Origin of the sequence: Ancylobacter mangrovi, assembly GCF_024752355.1 — a bacterium.
GTDB lineage: Bacteria > Pseudomonadota > Alphaproteobacteria > Rhizobiales > Xanthobacteraceae > Ancylobacter > Ancylobacter mangrovi.
Genome location: NZ_JANTHZ010000007.1, coordinates 197,958 through 214,801, shown reverse-complemented (window position 1 = coordinate 214,801; position 16,844 = coordinate 197,958). Strand labels below are relative to the sequence as shown.

At 70.0% G+C, this 16,844-nt stretch carries 16 protein-coding genes; 15 read left to right on the top strand and 1 reads right to left on the bottom strand.

Annotation, left to right across the window (positions count from 1 at the left end):
* Window positions 1-193: 193 nt before the first annotated feature.
* Window positions 194-1,021, bottom strand: a complete 828-nt coding sequence (locus NVS89_RS16110; RefSeq protein ID WP_258733784.1) for an oxidoreductase — start codon at window positions 1,019-1,021, stop codon at window positions 194-196.
* Between the two features lie 75 nt (window positions 1,022-1,096).
* Between NVS89_RS16110 and NVS89_RS16105 the strand changes: the two genes are divergently transcribed.
* The 15 genes from NVS89_RS16105 (at window position 1,097) to NVS89_RS16035 (ending at window position 16,756) form a co-directional block, all read left to right on the top strand.
* Entirely contained in the window at window positions 1,097-2,023 is a 927-nt protein-coding gene (locus NVS89_RS16105) for an AraC family transcriptional regulator (protein WP_258733783.1), read from the top strand.
* A 124-nt stretch (window positions 2,024-2,147) separates the two neighbouring features.
* Window positions 2,148-2,489 carry an ArsR/SmtB family transcription factor gene (locus tag NVS89_RS16100; protein ID WP_258733782.1) on the top strand — a complete coding sequence of 114 codons (342 nt, stop codon included), beginning with the start codon at window positions 2,148-2,150 and terminating at the stop codon, window positions 2,487-2,489.
* On the top strand, window positions 2,486-3,406 hold the full coding sequence (locus tag NVS89_RS16095) for an SRPBCC family protein (protein ID WP_258733781.1): 921 nt from the start codon (window positions 2,486-2,488) through the stop codon (window positions 3,404-3,406). The genes NVS89_RS16100 and NVS89_RS16095 overlap by 4 nt, the downstream gene beginning before the upstream one ends.
* A 349-nt stretch (window positions 3,407-3,755) precedes the next feature.
* Window positions 3,756-5,744: a CocE/NonD family hydrolase gene (locus tag NVS89_RS16090; RefSeq protein WP_258733780.1), complete on the top strand. Its 1,989-nt coding sequence runs from the start codon at window positions 3,756-3,758 to the stop codon at window positions 5,742-5,744.
* Window positions 5,744-6,385: an ABC transporter permease gene (locus NVS89_RS16085; protein WP_258733779.1), complete on the top strand. Its 642-nt coding sequence runs from the start codon at window positions 5,744-5,746 to the stop codon at window positions 6,383-6,385. Before NVS89_RS16090 ends, NVS89_RS16085 begins: the two co-directional genes overlap by 1 nt.
* A complete protein-coding gene (locus NVS89_RS16080; RefSeq protein WP_258733778.1) occupies window positions 6,382-7,011 on the top strand; it encodes an ABC transporter permease in 630 nt (209 codons plus the stop codon). The genes NVS89_RS16085 and NVS89_RS16080 overlap by 4 nt, the downstream gene beginning before the upstream one ends.
* 11 nt (window positions 7,012-7,022) lie before the next feature.
* Window positions 7,023-7,952, top strand: a complete 930-nt coding sequence (locus NVS89_RS16075) for an ABC transporter ATP-binding protein (protein ID WP_258733777.1) — start codon at window positions 7,023-7,025, stop codon at window positions 7,950-7,952.
* An 11-nt stretch (window positions 7,953-7,963) separates the two neighbouring features.
* On the top strand, window positions 7,964-10,024 hold the full coding sequence (locus tag NVS89_RS16070) for a CocE/NonD family hydrolase (RefSeq protein ID WP_258733776.1): 2,061 nt from the start codon (window positions 7,964-7,966) through the stop codon (window positions 10,022-10,024).
* Window positions 10,021-10,932 (top strand): ABC transporter substrate-binding protein, encoded by a 912-nt coding sequence (locus NVS89_RS16065; RefSeq protein WP_258733775.1) that lies wholly within the window; start codon window positions 10,021-10,023, stop codon window positions 10,930-10,932. Before NVS89_RS16070 ends, NVS89_RS16065 begins: the two co-directional genes overlap by 4 nt.
* A gap of 84 nt (window positions 10,933-11,016) precedes the next feature.
* A complete protein-coding gene (locus NVS89_RS16060; RefSeq protein ID WP_258733774.1) occupies window positions 11,017-11,808 on the top strand; it encodes a carbon-nitrogen hydrolase family protein in 792 nt (263 codons plus the stop codon).
* A gap of 99 nt (window positions 11,809-11,907) precedes the next feature.
* Window positions 11,908-12,216 carry a DUF1993 family protein gene (locus NVS89_RS16055; RefSeq protein ID WP_258733773.1) on the top strand — a complete coding sequence of 103 codons (309 nt, stop codon included), beginning with the start codon at window positions 11,908-11,910 and terminating at the stop codon, window positions 12,214-12,216.
* Complete coding sequence (locus tag NVS89_RS16050; RefSeq protein WP_258733772.1) at window positions 12,213-12,461, top strand: DUF1993 family protein; 249 nt, start codon at window positions 12,213-12,215, stop codon at window positions 12,459-12,461. Before NVS89_RS16055 ends, NVS89_RS16050 begins: the two co-directional genes overlap by 4 nt.
* Before the next feature lie 206 nt (window positions 12,462-12,667).
* Window positions 12,668-14,005: an MmgE/PrpD family protein gene (locus NVS89_RS16045; RefSeq protein WP_258733771.1), complete on the top strand. Its 1,338-nt coding sequence runs from the start codon at window positions 12,668-12,670 to the stop codon at window positions 14,003-14,005.
* Window positions 14,002-15,591, top strand: a complete 1,590-nt coding sequence (locus NVS89_RS16040; RefSeq protein WP_258733770.1) for an FAD/NAD(P)-dependent oxidoreductase — start codon at window positions 14,002-14,004, stop codon at window positions 15,589-15,591. Before NVS89_RS16045 ends, NVS89_RS16040 begins: the two co-directional genes overlap by 4 nt.
* The gene (locus tag NVS89_RS16035; protein WP_258733769.1) at window positions 15,578-16,756 is read left to right on the top strand and encodes an NAD(P)/FAD-dependent oxidoreductase; all 1,179 of its coding nucleotides are present in this window, start codon (window positions 15,578-15,580) and stop codon (window positions 16,754-16,756) included. The genes NVS89_RS16040 and NVS89_RS16035 overlap by 14 nt, the downstream gene beginning before the upstream one ends.
* Window positions 16,757-16,844 lie beyond the last annotated feature (88 nt).

Genomic DNA, 16,844 nt, shown 5'->3' with positions numbered 1-16,844 from the left:
TGCAGTCCTTCGATCTTCCCCCAATTTTGGAGGGTTATGGCGTACGTATGGTTCTCCGTTTTTCCGTTTTCGTCCCGCCATTCGCCGCTCATTGCCCTCTCCACCACGACAGAGCCGCCGATTCCCGCCCGCGCACCCATAGACAGGACGGCCCGCGTAACGGCGCCGCCCACGCGCCCCTCCGTCGATACCCTCAGCCGTCCGTCGAAACGGTGAGGGCCTCCCACGCTGCGATCTCCTGCTTCAGCCGTTCGATCCGGTCCGACACCAGCTTTAGCGCGTCGCTGCCGAGCAGGAGCTGGGGCGGCGGGTTGTCGGATTCGACCAGATCCAGCACCGCAGCGGCGAGCTTGTCGGGGTCGCCGAGCTGCTTGCCGCTCTTGGCCTGACGCGCCTGCCGGATCGGGTCGAACAGCGGGTCGTATTCGGCGATGGACCGCTCGGTTCGGACCATCGAGCGCCCGGCCCAGTCGGTGCGGAAGGAGCCCGGGCACAGCGCCGTCACATGGACGCCGAACGGCGCCATCTCCGCGCGCATGACTTCCGAGATGCCCTGAAGGGCGAACTTGCTGCCGCAGTAATAAGCGATGCCGGGCATGGTGATCATGCCGCCCATCGAGGTCACGTTGACGATGAATCCGCGGCGCCTCTCGCGGAACCGCGGCAGGAACGCCTTGGCGACCGCGACCGCGCCGAAGACGTTCACGTCGAACTGCTTTCGCATTTCTTCAAGGGGCGATTCCTCGAGGATGCCCTCGTGGCCGTAGCCGGCATTGTTGATCAGCACGTCGACCGGGCCGTGGTCCTCCTCGGCCTGCCGGACGATGTCCGCGATCCGATCGAATTCCGTCACGTCGCACAGGACCGGCCGCGCGTCCGGCAGGCGTTCGGCGAGATCAGCCCGCGATTTCGGCGAGCGGACAGTGCCGATGACGGTGTGGCCCTTGCGGCTGGCGGCGGCCGCGATTGCGAATCCGAAGCCGGAATTCGCGCCGGTGATGAAGAAGGTCTTGGGTGCCATGCTGGCGTCTCCTGTTGATCGCTGCCTGGCGTTGATCAATAATATCTGATGGAGCGCATATCGACCGCCGAAACTATGAGATTCTTGTCGGATCCTATGAGGATGGAGCAGGCCTCGGCGCCGCGCCGGGAGCTGGTGGAGCTGGCCGGGCGCCTGGCCTCCCGCGAGGGATACAATGCGACGCCGCTTCAGGGCGTGCGCATTCTCAGGACCGAGGCGGTGCTTCACGACGTTCCCGTGCTGTACCGGCCGGGGGCGGTCTTCGTGCTGCAGGGCAGCAAGCGGGGGATGCTCGAAGGCGAGGTCTATCGCTATGACGAGGAGCACTATCTGGCGGTCTCGGTGCCGGTCCCGTTCCGGATGGAATCGCTCGCCAGCCCCGAACGGCCGCTGCTCGCGGTCTATGTCGACTTCGACATGCGGCTCGCCGCCGAGATCGCCGCCCGGACCAGCGGGCGCGCAGTGGCCGGCCGGGCGAAGAGCCTGACATCGAGCCGGATGGAGCCGGGGATCGAGGATGTCGTGCTGCGCCTGCTGCGGGCCCTGCGCGATCCGGTCGAGCTCGAGGTGCTCGGCGCGGGCCTCCTGCGGGAGCTGCATTACCGGGTGCTGGTCGGCCCGCAGGGCGGGGCGATGATCGCGGCGCTGCAGCAGCGGGGGCCTTCCGGGCGTATCGTGCAAAGCATCGCGCGCCTGCGCGAACACTACGCGGCGGGGATTTCGGTCGCGGAGCTGGCGAGCGAGGCGGGCATGAGCGTTCCCTCCTACCACGTCCACTTCAAGGCCCTGACGGGTAGTACGCCGATTCAGTACGTCAAGGCGATGCGGCTCCACGAGGCGCGGCTGATCATCGCCCGCCGGGACAGGACGATCGCCGACGTCGCCGCGTCGGTCGGCTATGCCAGCCCGGCCCAGTTCAGCCGCGACTTCAAGTGGCACTTCCGGCGCACCGCCTCGGAAGAGGCCGAATGGGTGCGCCGGCATCTCGGCGAGCTTCCCTGAAATCGTGAGAGATGCGCGTCCCGGCATGGCGGCCAGTCCATGCTCCACCCGCCTTGCCGACGACACTTAGCCGATCGGCAAAGTTTTCCTTGCGTCGGCGACGCAGCGGATGATAGTTAGCGACATGGCTAAGCATCATCCGGAACTCTCGCTGCTCTTCCATGCCCTGGCCGACACTACCCGCCGCTCCATCCTGGCGCGGCTGGCGGAAGGGCCGGCGCGGGTCACCGACCTGTCGGAGCCCACCGGCCTGCGGCTGCCCACGGTGATGCGGCACCTCTCGGTGCTGGAGGAGGCGGGGCTGATCGCCACCTCCAAGGACGGGCGGGTGCGCACCTGCGCCATCGTGCCGGAGGCGTTGGAGCCGGCGCGGACATGGCTCGACGAGCAGCGGGCCGTGTGGGAATCCCGCCTCGACCGGCTGGAGGCTTTTGCGATCAAGGCGGCGAAGGAGCGCGCGAAATGACATCGAACTTCAATCCGGACGCAATGCCGACGGCGCGCGGCGCCGAGGGTCGCTTCGCGACGCTGACCTTCGAGCGGGAGGTGGCCGCGCCATTGCCGACGCTGTGGCAGGCGTGGACGGCCCCGGCCGCGCGGGCGGTCTGGTCCGCGCCCACCCCCTCCGTCACCGTGGAGTTCCTGGAGGCCGACACCCGGGTCGGCGGGCGCGAGGTCTCGCTGTGCAAGGTCGAGGGCCAGCCGGACATACGCTGCGAGTGCGGCTGGCTCGCATTGCAGCCGGGCCGGCGCAGCGTGAACTACGAAGTGGTCTCGTCGGAGGGCGCGACCCTGTCGGCGGCGCTGGTGACGGCCGATTTTTCCGGCGCCGGCGAGCGCAGCCGGCTGGTCGTGACGGTGCAGCTTTCCGCGCTGGCCGCCGACATGGAGGCGGGCTACCGGCAGGGCTTCGGGGCGGGGCTCGACAATCTCGCCGGGGTGGCGGCACGGACCATGGTGCTTGAGCGGGTGATCCGCGCGCCGCGGAGCATCGTCTGGAACACCTGGATGAACCCCGAGACGCTGCCGCAATGGTGGGGGCCGCACGGCTTCTCCTGCCGCACCAAGCGGATCGATCTGCGGGCGGACGGCGAATGGGTGTTCGACATGATCGGGCCGGACGGCACGGTGTTCCCGAACCACCATCGCTACCACGAGGTTCGGCCCGAGGAGAGGATCGGCTACGCGCTGCTCTGGGGCGAGAACGGGCCGAAGCACGCCGACGCCTGGGCCTCGTTCGAGGATGAGGGCGGGGCGACCAGGGTGACGCTGGGCATGGTGTTCAGCACCGAGGCCGAGTTTCAGACGGCGAAGGGATTCGGCGCGGTGGAACTGGGCCAGCAGACGCTGGGCAAGCTGGAACGGTTCATCGAGAACCGATGAACGCCGGAGGGCCGGTCGCTGGCCTCGAGTGGGGAGGGCTGCGGCGCGCCCCTGGCACTCCGCTCCATTGCCCCCCCACGGGCGGCCGGTATCGGCCTTCGGGCTCGTCCGGCATGCGCGCGGCACGGCCGGTACCGCGCTCGCGAGCGTTGCCGGTCTCGCGATCCCCGACCCTGCGCCGCCACACCCTATGCCCGCAAATTGTGCGGCGGCGCACTCTGCCCATGTGCCGGGCGCGGGAGCGATGCCTCTGTCGTCAATCTGACGTCTTAAGTCGGATACGTGGCTCCCGCGTGCCGTATGGCGTGTATCAGTGGGCAACGCCGCCACCGATACCCGACAGGACGCCATGCCCGCCGAAGAGACCCTCTGGATCGTCCTCAAAGATGGCTGCCGCCTGGCCGCGCGCCTCTGGCTGCCGGAGGGGGAGGGCCCGGCTCCGGCGGTGCTCGAGTATCTTCCCTACCGGCGGCGCGATCGTCATCGCGGCGACGACGCCATCCTGCATCCGGGCCTCGCCGCCGCCGGCTATGCCGCGATCCGCGTCGACATGCGCGGCTCGGGCGATTCCGACGGCACGATGGACGACGAATACACCCCGCAGGAATGGGCGGACGCGAACGAGGTGATCGCCTGGATCGCGGCCCAGCACTGGTGCTCGGGCGCGGTCGGCCTGATCGGCCTTTCCTGGAGCGCGTTCAACGCGCTGCAGATCGCCGCCACCCGGCCGCCGGCGCTGAAGGCCATCGTTACCACCTGCGGCTCCGACGACCGCTTCGCCGACGACATGCACTATATGGGCGGCGCGCTGCTGAACGATAATCTGCAGTACGGCTCGACCCTGTTCACCTGGCTCGCGCCCCCGCCCGATCCGGAGATCGTCGGCGAACGCTGGCGCGCGATGTGGCTCGATCGCATGAACGCGATCAGCGAGCCGCCGGCCGCGCGCTGGATGCGCCACGCCGACCGCGACGCCTACTGGCAGAGCGGCTCGGTGTGCGAGGACTATGCCCGCATCGAGGTGCCGGTGCTCGCCGTCGGCGGCTGGGCGGACGGCTACACCAACGCGGTGCACCGGCTGCTGAGCCATCTCTCCGGCCCGCGCAAGGGCGTGATCGGACCCGGTGGCCATGCCTATTCGCATGTCGCCACTCCCGGTCCCGGCTTCGATTTCATCGGTCTTGCCGCTCGCTGGTTCGACCGCTGGATGAAGGGCGTCGACAACGGCGTCGAGGCCGAGCCGATGCTGACCGCATGGATGCAGGACTATGAGCCGCCTCGCCCGCAATATGAGCGGCGGGCCGGCTGCTGGGTGGCGGAGGCGCATTGGCCGAGCGCCAATGTCGAGACCCGCACGTTCAATCTCGCCGCCGACGCCCTGCGGGCCGAGGCCGGTGCGCGTTTCGCCGCGAGCGTGAAGTCGCCGGCGACGGTCGGCCTCGCCTCGGGCGAATGGTGCCCCTATGGCTGGGGGCCTGACATGCCCGGCGATCAGCGCGAGGACGATGCCGGCTCGGCCTGCTTCGACACCGCGCCGCTTGATGAGCCGCTCGCGATCCTCGGCCGGCCCGAGGTGAAGCTGGTGCTGACGGTCGACGGGCCCGAGGCGGTGCTCGCCCTCCGCCTCAATGCGGTTGCGCCGGAGGGCACCAGCGCCCGCGTCACTTACGGGCTGATAAATCTCGCGCATCGCGACGGCTTCGCGCACGGCAAGCCGCTGGTGCCCGGGAGCCGCATCGAGGTGAGAGTGCCGCTCAAGGTGACCGGCTATCGCGTGCCTGCCGGCCACAGGCTGCGGCTCGCCGTCTCGACGCAGTACTGGCCGCTCACGATGCCGCTGCCTGTTGTGGCGACCGCGACCATTGAGCAGGGCTCGCTCGCGCTGCCGGTGCGGCGCGGGGAGGGGCCCGGCGCGCCCGATCTCGGCGCGCCATGGTCGCCGCCGCCGCTGGAGACGGACGTGATCGAGGCGCCCGCGCGCGGCCGTCTCGTCATCACCCACGAGGTGGCGACCGGGCGCGCCACGGTCGAGGTGGTGCGCAATCTCGGCGCCATCCGCATCAGGGAGACCGGGCTCGAACTGCGCGCGCTCGGCAGTGAGACCTATTCGACCGTGCGCGACGACCCGGGCGAAGCCTCGTCCTTCGCCTTCCGCAAGGCCGAGTTCATCCGCGGCGACTGGCAGGCCCGCATCGAGACCCGCAGCATGCTGACCGCCACCGCGACCGGCTGGCGGCTCCATGCCGAATACGACGCCTACGACCATGGCGAGCGCATCTTCGCGCGGGAATGGACGATCGAGACGCCGCGCGCCGGCATGTCGGGGGATGGGGTCTGATGGGCCTCTACGATTTCCTGACCAGCCGCTGGGAGGACATCCTCGCCGTGTCCTGGTGGCACCTGCGGCTGTCGCTGATGGCGGTCGGGCTGGCGCTCGGCATCGGCCTGCCGCTCGGCATCCTCAGCCACCTGAACCGGCTGGCGGCGACGCTGGTGCTGAACACGGTCAGCATCATCTACACCGTACCGACACTGGCGCTGTTCGGCCTGATGATCCCGCCGCTCGGCATCGGCGTGGTCCCGGCGATCGTCGCGGTGGTGCTCTACTCGCTGCTGCCGGTGGTGCAGAACACCTATACCGGCCTTGCCAATATCGACCCGAACCTCAACGAGGTCGCCGTCGGCATGGGGATGGGACGGCTGACCCGGCTGGTGCGGGTCGAGCTGCCGCTCGCCCTGCCGGTGATCTTCGCCGGGCTGCGGGTGGCGGTGGTCAACGCGATCGGCATGGTCACGCTCGCCTCGCTGATCGCGGCCGGCGGCCTCGGCGACTTCATCTTCCGCGGCATCTCCATCATGTCCTGGAACCTGGTGATCGCCGGCAGCGTCCCGGTGCTGGCCATGGCGCTCGGCGCCGACTGGCTGCTGAAGCTCGCCGAGCAGCGCCTCTCCCGCTCGCGGGAGGTGACCGCGCCATGAGCTTCGCGGACTATATCGACATCTTCGGCGACAACATCCTGTACCTCTTGGAACAGCACGTGATGCTGTTCGCCATCGCGCTGACGGCGGCGATCGTGCTGGGCATGACGCTCGGCACGCTGATCCACCGCATACGCTGGCTCGGCGCGCTGATCGTGCCGGTGGTGAACGTCCTGCAGGCGTGCCCGGAGATCGTGCTGCTGGCGCTGTCGATCCCGTTCCTCGGCATCGGCATTTCCGGCGCGCTGATCCCGCTGTTCGTGAAGGGCGTGCTGCCGATCCTGCGCAACACGGCGAGCGGCCTCGCCTCCATCGATCCGCGCATGATCGAGGCGGCGCGCGGCATGGGCATGTCCTCGTCGCAGATCCTGCTGGGGGTCGAGGCGCCGGCGGTGCTGCCCGTGGTCATCGCCGGCGTGCGGGTCTCGGCGGTGATGCTGGTCTCGGTGCTCACGCTCACCGCCTATATCGGCGTCGACAGCCTCGGCACGCTGATCCTGCAGGGCATTTCCCGCATGGACACGACGCCGCTCCTCATCGGCTCCGGGCTCACCGCGCTGCTCGCCGTCACCGTCAACTACCTGCTGTTCGGGCTGGAGCGTTTCGCCAGCCGGCGCGTATCATAGGAGGCGCGCAGATGGCGCTTCAGGTCGAATTCCGCGAGGTCACGAAGGAGTTCCCCGGCAATCCGCCGGCGGTGGACCGCCTGTCGCTGACCATCGAGGCGGGCAGCATCCTCGCGCTCGTCGGGCCGTCCGGCTGCGGCAAGACGACGACGATGAAGATGATCAACCGTCTCATCGAGCCGTCGAGCGGCGAGATCTTCCTCGGCGACCGGCCGATCTCTCACATGCCGCTCAAGGAGCTGCGGCGGATGATCGGCTACGTCATCCAGTATGTCGGGCTGTTCCCGCATATGAGCGTGGCCGAGAACATCGCCATCGTGCCGAGGCTGCTCGGCTGGAACAAGGCCCGCATCGACGTGCGCATCGACGAGCTGCTGGCGCTGGTCGGCCTGCCGGCGGAGCACCGCGCGCGGTTTCCGCGCAGCCTTTCCGGCGGCCAGCAGCAGCGGGTCGGCGTCGCCCGCGCGCTCGCCGCCGATCCGCCGGTGCTGCTGATGGACGAGCCGTTCGGCGCGCTCGATCCCATCACCCGCGTGCGCATCCAGGACGAGCTCCTCGCGATCCAGAGCAAGGTGCGCAAGACCATCGTCATCGTCACCCACGACATGGACGAGGCGGTCCGCCTCGGCGACAAGGTGGCGGTGCTGCGCGCGGGCCGGCTGGTCCAGCACGAGACGCCGGTCGACATCCTGCGCCACCCGAAGGACGGCTTCGTCGCCGAGCTCATCGGCCATGACCGGCTGGTGAAGCTGCTGAGCACGCTGCCGGTCTCCTCCGCCATGACCGACACGCCCGCCGGCGCGGGGGCGCCCGCCATCGAGGGCGGCGCGACGCTGGAGGCCGCCTTCCTGCGCATGCTCGACACCGGCCACGACGCGCTCGCGGTGGAGGGCGGCGGCAGCCTGCACATACGCGACCTGCTTCGCGCGAGCACCGGCTGAGGACCGCGAGGATGCAACAGGCCGCGGCTGCCCACGATGTCGACTGCCGACGCCATGTCTGGATCCCGATGCCGGACGGCGTGCGCCTCGCCTCGCGGCTCTGGCTGCCGGCCGGGCACGAGGGGCCGGTGCCGGCGATCGTCGAGTACATCCCCTACCGCAAGTCCGACGCCATGTCGGGGCGCGACCAGCGCGTGCATCCCTTCTTCGCCGGGCACGGCTATGCGGCGCTGCGCATCGACATAAGGGGCTCGGGCGATTCCGAGGGCCTGCTGACGGACGAATACACGGCGCAGGAGCAGGCGGACGCGCTGGCGGCGCTGGAATGGATCGCCGCCCAGCCCTGGTGCGACGGGCGCATCGGCATGATGGGCATCTCGTGGGGCGGCTTCAACGCGCTGCAGGTCGCCGCGCTGCGCCCGCCGGCGCTGAAGGCCATCATCACCGTCGGCTCGACCGACGACCGCTACGCCGACGACGTGCACTACATGGGCGGCTGCCCGCTGAGCGCCAACCTCACCTGGTCGCAGACCTTCTTCGCCGATCTCTCGCGGCCGCCCGATCCCGAGGCGGTCGGCGAGCGCTGGCGGCAGATGTGGCTGGAGCGGGTCGACAACGCGCAGCTCTTCATCGCCGAATGGACCCGCCACCCGCTGCGCGACGCATACTGGCGCCACGGCTCCGTGTGCGAGGATTTCGCGCGCATCGACGTGCCGGTGCTGGCGGTCGGCGGCTGGTCGGATTCCTACACCAACGCCGTCCCCCGGCTGGTTTCCGGCCTTCCCGGCCGCTGCAGGGGGCTGATCGGCCCGTGGGGGCACGACTATCCCCACCTCGCCGTTCCCGGCCCGCAGGCCGACTTCCTCGGCGAGGCGCTGCGCTGGTGGGACCGCTGGCTGAAGGGCGTCGATACCGGGGTGGAAGGCGAGCCGGCGCTGCGCGTCTGGCTGCAGGACGAACTGCCGGCCGACCCCGCCCATCTGTCGCGGCCCGGCCGCTGGGTCGGTTTCGACGCCTGGCCCTCGCCGGACACGACCGAACGGCGCCTGTTCCTCGGCACGGCCGGCCTCGCGGAGGCGCCGCCGCCGGCCACTGAGCTCCGGCATCTGAGCCCGCTCGACAATGGCTTCGGCGCAGGGGAGTGGTGCGCCTATGGCGTCGCCGCCGACCAGCCGACCGACCAGCGCGAGGATGACGGGCGCTCGCTGTGCTTCGACACCGCCCCGCTCGACGCGGAGCTGGCGGTCATCGGCCGGCCGGTGCTCGTCCTCGACCTCTCGGTCGACCGCCCGCGCGCCATGGTCGCCGTGCGGCTGAACGATGTCGCGCCCGACGGTGCCTCGTCGCGGGTCAGCTACGGGCTTCTCAACCTCAACCATGTCGAGGGGCACGAGCACTTCGTCGCGCTGGGGCCGGGGCGGCGCTACCGGGTCGAGATCGGGCTGAACGACATCGCCCACCGTTTCAAGGCCGGCCACCGCATCCGCATCGCGGTGTCGACCTCCTACTGGCCGACCGCCTGGCCCGCGCCCGAGCCGGCGACGCTGAGCCTCGTCACCGGCGCCAGCGCGCTGCGCCTGCCGGTCTGGCAGCCCGGCGCCGGCTCGCGGTTCCTACCCGACATGGACCCGCCGCAGGCGCCGCCGCCCGAGCCGCGCACCACGATGCGCGCGGGCAGCTTCCGCCGCGAGCTGTCCTCCGAGCTCGTCTCCGGCACGCGCCGCATGCATGTACGGCTCGACTATGGGGACGAGCGGATCGAGCCCAGCGGCATGGTGATCGGCCGCATCAACGACGAGACCTACGAGGTCGAGGCCGGCGATCCGCTTTCCGCGCGCATCGAGACCGGCTGGACCATGACGATGGCGCGCGGCGACTGGTCGGTCCGCACCGAAAGCCTCGCGCGCATGAGCGGCGATGCCGACAGCTTCCACCTCACCGCGAGGCTTGACCTGTTCGAGGGAGAAAGCCTCGCCAAGACAAGAACATGGGAGGTCACGATTCCACGCGAAGGCAGGCTCAATCACGACGCGGGCAACAGCGTCTCACATCCAGAGGAAAAGAACGCATGACACGGCTCTTCACCCGCCGCGCCGTCTGCGCCGCTGCCGCGGCGACGCTGGCGCTCACCACCATCTCCGCCTCCAAGGCGAAGGCGGAGGAACCCATCAAGATCGGCTGGCCGAACATCACCGAGCAGGCCATGCTCGGCATCATGGCGGCGCTGGTGATCGAGAAGAAGCTCGGCCTGCCGGTCGAACGCTTCCCCAATCTTGGCGGCACCGGCATCGCGCAGCAGGCGATCATCTCCGGCGCCATCGACGTGCTGCCGGATTACACCGGCGATGCGCTCGCCAACGTCCTCAAGAAGGACCCGATCACCGATCCGAAGAAGGCGTACGAGACCGTCCGCGACGCCTACAAGGACACGTACAAGATCACCTGGCTGTCCCCGACCAGCTTCAACAACACCTATGCGCTGGCGCTGAAGGAGGACAAGGCCAAGGAGCTCAAGATCAAGACCATCTCCGATCTTGCGCCCTACGCGCCCAAATGGACGCTCGGCTCGTCGGTCGAGTTCGCCGCGCGCCCGCTCGACGGCTATCCGGGCATGAGCAAGCATTACGGCTTCAAGTTCGGCTCCATCAAGCCGATGGAGATCGGGCTGATGTACACGGCGATCGACAGCAGCTCGGTCGACGTCATCGTCGCCTTCGCCACCGATGCGCGCATCGGCAAGGTCGGCCTCGCCGTGCTCGACGACGACAAGCTGTTCTTCCCGGCCTACAACGCCGCCATCACGGTGCGCGACGACGTGCTCGCCAAGCACCCGGAAATCGGGCCGGCGATCGAGGCTGTCACCAACTCGCTCGACACCGCCACCCAGATCAAGCTCAACGGCCGCGCCGATATCGACGGCGTGGACGTCGAGAAGGTGGCCGAGGACTATCTGAAGGAAAAGGGCTTCATTCCGAAGTGAGGCGAAGCGCCCGCCGCATCGGGTGATGCCATCCATCGGGCCGGGGCCTCGCGGGCCCCGGCTCCTTGCGTTGAGAAACGGAACATGACCGACGAGCTGCGCGTCGCGGTGGCGCAGATGGGCGCGCCGCCGGAAAGCCATGACGAGGCCATCGCCATGCTGGAGCGCGCCATCGCCGGCGCACCGCAAGCCGGGCTGATCGTGCTGCCCGAGCTCGCCCTGTGCGGCTATGGCGACGCCGAGCGGGTGCGCCGGCTCGCCGTCGCGCAGGATTCTCCCTTCATCGGACAAGTCCGCGACCTCGCCCGCCGGGCGGGGAAGGGCTTCATCGCCGGCTATGCCGAGCAGGCCGGGGAGGGGCGCTACAATTCGGCGCTCGCTGTCGGGCCGGACGGGGCGATCCGCGGCAATTATCGCAAGGTCAATCTGTGGGGGCCGTATGAGCGCGGCCTGTTCGCGCCCGGCCTGCCGTCACCCGTGATGGAATGGGGGGCGCTGAAGCTCGGCCTGCTGATCTGCTACGACCTCGAATTCGCCGAGGCCGCGCGTGACCTCGCGCTGCGTGGCGCCGACACGCTGGTCGTCATCAGCGCCACCAGCCATCCCTACACCGTGGTGCCCGAGGCGCTTGTGCCCGCGCGCGGCTACGAGAACGGCTGCCATGTCGTCTACGCCAATGCCGCCGGGCCCGACGGGACGTTCGACTTCATCGGTATGAGCCGGATCACCGCGCCGGACGGCTCGGTGCTCGCCGCGGCGTCCGGCGCGGAGCCGGCCATCGTCGAGGCCGACGTGAAGCGCGCCACCGTCGATGTCTGGCGGGCCGGCCACGACTATCTCGCCGACCGCCGTTCGGACCTTTACCGAATGGGGTGACGATGCCGCGACGCTGGCCAAAGCGCAGCGAAGATACGCGGCACGTCGATCGGATCTTGTCGGCTCATGCCGTTGCGGCCGTCACGCTGGCCGCTCACAATGATCCACATTGCGCGCGAGAGGCAGGCGATGCGGACATCACTCTACGACCTCAGCGTGCCGACCTTCCTGCAGACTGTAAGAGCCGTCGGAGGCTTTCTCGGCCGCGCGGCAACGCATTTTTCAAACGCCGGCGTCGATCCCGACGATGTCGTGAACGCCCGCCTCTTCGACGACATGGCGCCGTTCCATTTCCAGATCGAAGCGGCGTGGCATCATTCGGTGTGGGGGGCGAGGCCCTCAGGACCGGCGCGTTCACCCCTCCCGCCCTGGTCGGAGCCGTTCCCTTCGCTGACCTTCAGGCGATGATCGGCAAGGCGGAAACGGCGCTGGAGGCGTTCGTGCCCGAAGAGATCGACGGTTGCGCGGGCAGGCACCTCGACCTTCAGATCGGTCCACGGCGGCTTGCCTTCACGCCGGAGACCTTCATCCTCTCCTTCTCCCTGCCGAACGTCCATTTCCACGCCGTCACCGCCTACAACATCCTGCGCATGCGAGGAATGCCGCTCGGCAAGCGTGACTACGAGGGCCGGCTGCGCACCATTTCGTTCTGAGCCGATGTTCGGTCCGGCACGGCCTGCCTCACGAAAGGGCAGGGCCGATTCAGCACAGCGCGTAGCCACCGAGCGGGAGCGGATGTCGCGTTCCTGATTGCGCTCGTCGCAAAATCGAGGGTGGCGCAGCGCGCGTCCGTTGCAAGGATGAGGATGTGCCGGGCCAGGGCGGATGCGCCGATGGCCGGTCGTCCAAAGGCGACATCATGAACGTCCAGAACTTCATCCACGATCTGCGCTATTGCGACCTGCCGGCTCCCGTCGCGGCGCTCGCGCGGCGCTGCCTGCTCGACCTCGTCGGCGTCGCCGCGAGCGGACGCCGCACCGATCTGGCGCGGATCGTCACCAACCACGCGGCGCGTCAGTTCGGCGCCGGGGAGGGGCGCGGCGCGCGCATGATCTTCGACGGCCGGCGGGTCTCCCCGGTGGGGGCCGCCTATGCCGGCGCCTCGCTCATCGATTCCTTCGACGCCCATGACGGCCACGCCCTGACCAAGGGCCATGCCGGCGTCGCCATCCTGCCGGCGCTGCTCGCCTTCTGGGAGGGCGAGGATCTCGCCCTGGACGACCGCGAGGTGCTGACCTCGATCGTCATCGGCTACGAGATTGCGACGCGTGCCGGCATCGCGCTCCATGCCAGCGCCTGCGACTATCACACCTCCGGTGCCTGGAATTCGCTCGCCTGCGCCGCGCTCGGCGCCCGGCTGATGAAGCTCTCATCGGCGCAGACGCGCGAGGCGCTCGGCACCGCCGAGTATCACGGGCCGCGCAGCCAGATGATGCGCTGCATCGACTACCCGACCATGCTGAAGGACGGTTCGGGCTGGGGCGCGCTGGTCGGCGTCTCCGCCGCCTACCTCGCCGCCGACGGCTTCACCGGCGCGCCGGCGCTGACCATGGAGGCGCCCGCGCAGCAGGCGCTGTGGGGCGACCTCGGCTCGCGCTGGATGATCCTCGAGCAGTACTTCAAGCCCTATCCGGTGTGCCGCTGGGCGCAGCCGGCGGTGGAGGCTGCCCGGCGCCTGATGGCCGAGCACGGCCTCACCGGCGCCGACATCGCCGATGTCGAGGTGAAGACCTTCGCCGAGGCGGTGCGCCTCGCTTCCGCCCGCCCGGCGACGACGGAGGAGGCGCAGTACAGCCTGCCGTTCCCGCTCGCCGCGATGATCGTGCGCGGGCGCATCGGCGCCGACGAGATCACCGGCGCCGGGCTGCGGGACGAGGAGGTGCTGAACCTCTCGGCCTCCATCCGGCTGGTCGAGGAGCCGGCGATCTGCGCCCGCTTCCCGGCCGAGCGCTTCGCCGTCGTCTCGCTCGGGACGCGCGACGGGCGCCGCTTCACCTCGGAATGGACCGAGGCCCATGGCGGGCCGTCCGATCCGCTCTCGGATGCGGAAATCTCCGCCAAGTACCAGGCGCTCGCCGGCCGGCTCGGCGACAACCGCCGGCAGGCGATCGAGACGCTGGTCATGGGCATGGGCACCGGCGCGCCGGCCGCGGACCTCGCCGAGCTGGTGCTGGAGCCGATCGGAGAGGCGGCATGACGCTCGACCCGCGCTCCGTCGCCGGCAAGACGCTCACCGTCGAGGGCCACGCCCAGCTTCTGGTCGTGGGGGCCGGTCCGGCCGGCCTCGCCGCGGCGATCGAGGGCGCGCGGCGCGGCCTGTCGGTGATGCTGGTCGACGAGAACCCGGTCCCGTTCGAGACCATGGGCGAGAGCGTGCCGCTGCATTTCGGCGGCCGGGTCGGCGGCGTTGCGCGCAACCGCAACGCCATGATGGAGGCGATGTTGGAGAGCGCGCCCGCCATCGCCGACGCCTTCGAGCTCGGCATCGACGTGCGGCTCGGCACCGCCTGCTGGGGGCTCTACGTCAACGGCGCCAATCTCGGCTGGATGCCGGCGCCGCTCGCCGGCCTCGCCGACGAGGAGAGCGGCACGCATCTCGTCAGCTTCGAGCGCGCCATCGTCGCCACGGGGCGGCGCGACATGGGCCTCGCCTTTCCCGGATGGGAGCAGCCCGGCGTGATGGGCGCGACCGCGGCGGTCCAGCTCGCGACTCGCTACGGCGCCCTCGAGGGGCGACGCGCCGTCGTGCTCGGCACCACCGCCGAGGCGCTGCTGGCGGCGCTGTGCCTGCACGAGCGGGGCGTGGAGATCGCCGCCGTGATCGAGCAGGCGTCTGCGCCGGTCGGCCCGGCCGATCTGGTCGCGAAGCTCTGCGAGGCGGGGATCGAGCTGCGCTGCGGCGAGGTGGTGCGTGCGGCCGAGACCGGGCTCGACGGCGTGCGCGGCGCGCTCACCCGCACGGGCACGCTCGCCTGCGACCTCATCGTGCTCGGCATCGGCGCGGTGCCGATGGTCGACCTGCTCGACGCCGCCGGCTGCCGGCTGGCCTTCCAGCCCGAACGCGGTGGCTTCACCCCGGTACTTGATGGAGAGGGGCGCACCAGCGTCGACATCATCCAGGCGGTGGGCGACGTCGCCGGCATCTGGCCCGCCAAGAGCCGCGACGCCGCCATCGCCGAGGCCGAGGCGCGCCACGCGGTGGCCGCGGCGGCGGCCTCCCTCGGCCGGCCGGGCGAGGAGGCCACCCCCGCGCCGGTGCCCGGCGAGCCGGCCTACGACATCGGCGCCTACCGCAAGGACTGGGTGCGCGCGAGCATCATTGAGGCCGAGGGCGAGCCCTATGTCTGCCAGTGCGAGGAGGTCACCGCGCGCGAGATCCTCGAGGTCCGCCCGCCGCGCTATCTCGACTGGCAGGCGGCCGACAACCGGGAGCGCACGCTCGCCGCGATTCTCGGCGAGGGCCCGCCCAATCCCGACCAGGTCAAGCGCCTGACCCGCGCGGGCATGGGCCCGTGCCAGGGCCGCCGCTGCCGCGAGCAGGTGCAGGCGCTGCTCGCCCTGCAGGCCGCCGTGCCGCTCGGCTCGGTGCCGTTGGCCGGCTACCGCGCGCCGGTCCGCCCGCTGCCTCTGGCCGCCGCATCCCCGCATGCGGAAGACCCCGCCTTCGGCGAGCAGTGGGATTCCTGGTTCGGCATGCCCCGGCAGTGGGTGCCGTTCTGGGACGTCGACGAGGAATACACCGTGGCCAGCCTAGCTGTGGAAAAGCCCCATGCCAGCGAATGAGATCAGCGAGGCCGAGGGCGGCACGGGCGCGTCCGTGGTCGTGGTCGGCGGCGGGGTGACGGGCCTCAGCGCCGCCTGGTGGCTGGCGCGCAGCGGCGTGGACGTGCTGGTGATCGAGAAGGGCATCGTCGGCTGGGAGGCCTCGGGCCGCAATGGCGGCGGATGCTCGCACCACCATTCCCCTCTCTTCGCCGAGGAACAGCGGCTGTGGCCGCTGATGGACGAGCTGCTCGGCTACCCGACCGAGTTCCGACCCAACCGCGTGCGCATCGCGCTGAACGAGAAGCAGCTCACCCTCTACAGCCGCGCGGTGGCGAACGCCCGCCATCAGGGCTTCCGCATCGACGAGATCGACGCGAAGCAGGTGCGCGAACTGGTGCCGCTGGCCGGCGACAACGTGTTCGCCGGGCACTACTACCATTTCGGCGGCCACGCCAACCCGCACCGCACCGTGCAGGCCTTCGCCTGGGCGCTGCAGGACCTCGGCGGCAAGGTGATGCAGCACACCGCCGTCACCGGCTTCGTCACCGAAGGCGGACGGGTGACCGCAGTCGAGACCGACCGAGGCCGCTTCGGCTGCGATCACCTCGTGCTCGCCGCCGGCCCGCAGACCGGCCGGCTCGCCGCCATGCTGGGCGTCGACATCCCGATGAAGGTCGCGCGCGCGGAGATGATCGTCACTGATGCGCTGCCGCTGATGCCGATCGGCGGCGTCGACGGCAACGGCCTCTATGGCCGGCAGACGCTGCGCGGCAACCTCGCCTATGGCGGCGGCCCGCACGAATGGGTCGAGGCCGAGGAACTGCCCGGGCGCCGGCGCCCCACCACGCCGCTGATGCAGAACATCGGCAAGCGCGTCGCCGAGCTGCTGCCGCTCGCCGGCCATGTGAAGATCATCCGCAGCTGGGCCGGGCTGATCGAGAACACGCCGGACGGCCGGCCCGTGATCGACCGGCCCGATGGCTGGAACAACCTGACGGTGGCTACGCTCTCCGGCGTCGGCTTCGGCCTGTCGCCGGCCAGCGGCCACGCGATCCAGCAGCTCGTGACCGACGGCGCCTGCGCCTTCGCCGACCTGTCGACGCTCCGCCTCGGCCGCTTCGCCAATCTGGAGCCCGACTGGGCCGCGCTTCAGGGCTGGCAGTCGATGGCGATGGCCTCCTGAAGATCAGATACCCGTCGCGATCATGTCGGTTTCGTTGCCTTGGTGACGTTTTCGAGCCATTCTAAACGCACCGCCTCCATCTCCGGTG

Excerpts from the sequence above, each read along its gene's own strand:
- NVS89_RS16110 (WP_258733784.1), bottom strand. The coding sequence starts at position 1,021 with ATGGCACCCAAGACCTTCTTCATCACCGGCGCGAATTCCGGCTTCGGA.
- NVS89_RS16105 (WP_258733783.1), top strand. The coding sequence starts at position 1,097 with ATGAGATTCTTGTCGGATCCTATGAGGATGGAGCAGGCCTCGGCGCCG.
- NVS89_RS16100 (WP_258733782.1), top strand. The coding sequence starts at position 2,148 with ATGGCTAAGCATCATCCGGAACTCTCGCTGCTCTTCCATGCCCTGGCC.
- NVS89_RS16095 (WP_258733781.1), top strand. The coding sequence starts at position 2,486 with ATGACATCGAACTTCAATCCGGACGCAATGCCGACGGCGCGCGGCGCC.
- NVS89_RS16090 (WP_258733780.1), top strand. The coding sequence starts at position 3,756 with ATGCCCGCCGAAGAGACCCTCTGGATCGTCCTCAAAGATGGCTGCCGC.
- NVS89_RS16085 (WP_258733779.1), top strand. The coding sequence starts at position 5,744 with ATGGGCCTCTACGATTTCCTGACCAGCCGCTGGGAGGACATCCTCGCC.
- NVS89_RS16080 (WP_258733778.1), top strand. The coding sequence starts at position 6,382 with ATGAGCTTCGCGGACTATATCGACATCTTCGGCGACAACATCCTGTAC.
- NVS89_RS16075 (WP_258733777.1), top strand. The coding sequence starts at position 7,023 with ATGGCGCTTCAGGTCGAATTCCGCGAGGTCACGAAGGAGTTCCCCGGC.
- NVS89_RS16070 (WP_258733776.1), top strand. The coding sequence starts at position 7,964 with ATGCAACAGGCCGCGGCTGCCCACGATGTCGACTGCCGACGCCATGTC.
- NVS89_RS16065 (WP_258733775.1), top strand. The coding sequence starts at position 10,021 with ATGACACGGCTCTTCACCCGCCGCGCCGTCTGCGCCGCTGCCGCGGCG.
- NVS89_RS16060 (WP_258733774.1), top strand. The coding sequence starts at position 11,017 with ATGACCGACGAGCTGCGCGTCGCGGTGGCGCAGATGGGCGCGCCGCCG.
- NVS89_RS16055 (WP_258733773.1), top strand. The coding sequence starts at position 11,908 with ATGATCCACATTGCGCGCGAGAGGCAGGCGATGCGGACATCACTCTAC.
- NVS89_RS16050 (WP_258733772.1), top strand. The coding sequence starts at position 12,213 with ATGATCGGCAAGGCGGAAACGGCGCTGGAGGCGTTCGTGCCCGAAGAG.
- NVS89_RS16045 (WP_258733771.1), top strand. The coding sequence starts at position 12,668 with ATGAACGTCCAGAACTTCATCCACGATCTGCGCTATTGCGACCTGCCG.
- NVS89_RS16040 (WP_258733770.1), top strand. The coding sequence starts at position 14,002 with ATGACGCTCGACCCGCGCTCCGTCGCCGGCAAGACGCTCACCGTCGAG.
- NVS89_RS16035 (WP_258733769.1), top strand. The coding sequence starts at position 15,578 with ATGCCAGCGAATGAGATCAGCGAGGCCGAGGGCGGCACGGGCGCGTCC.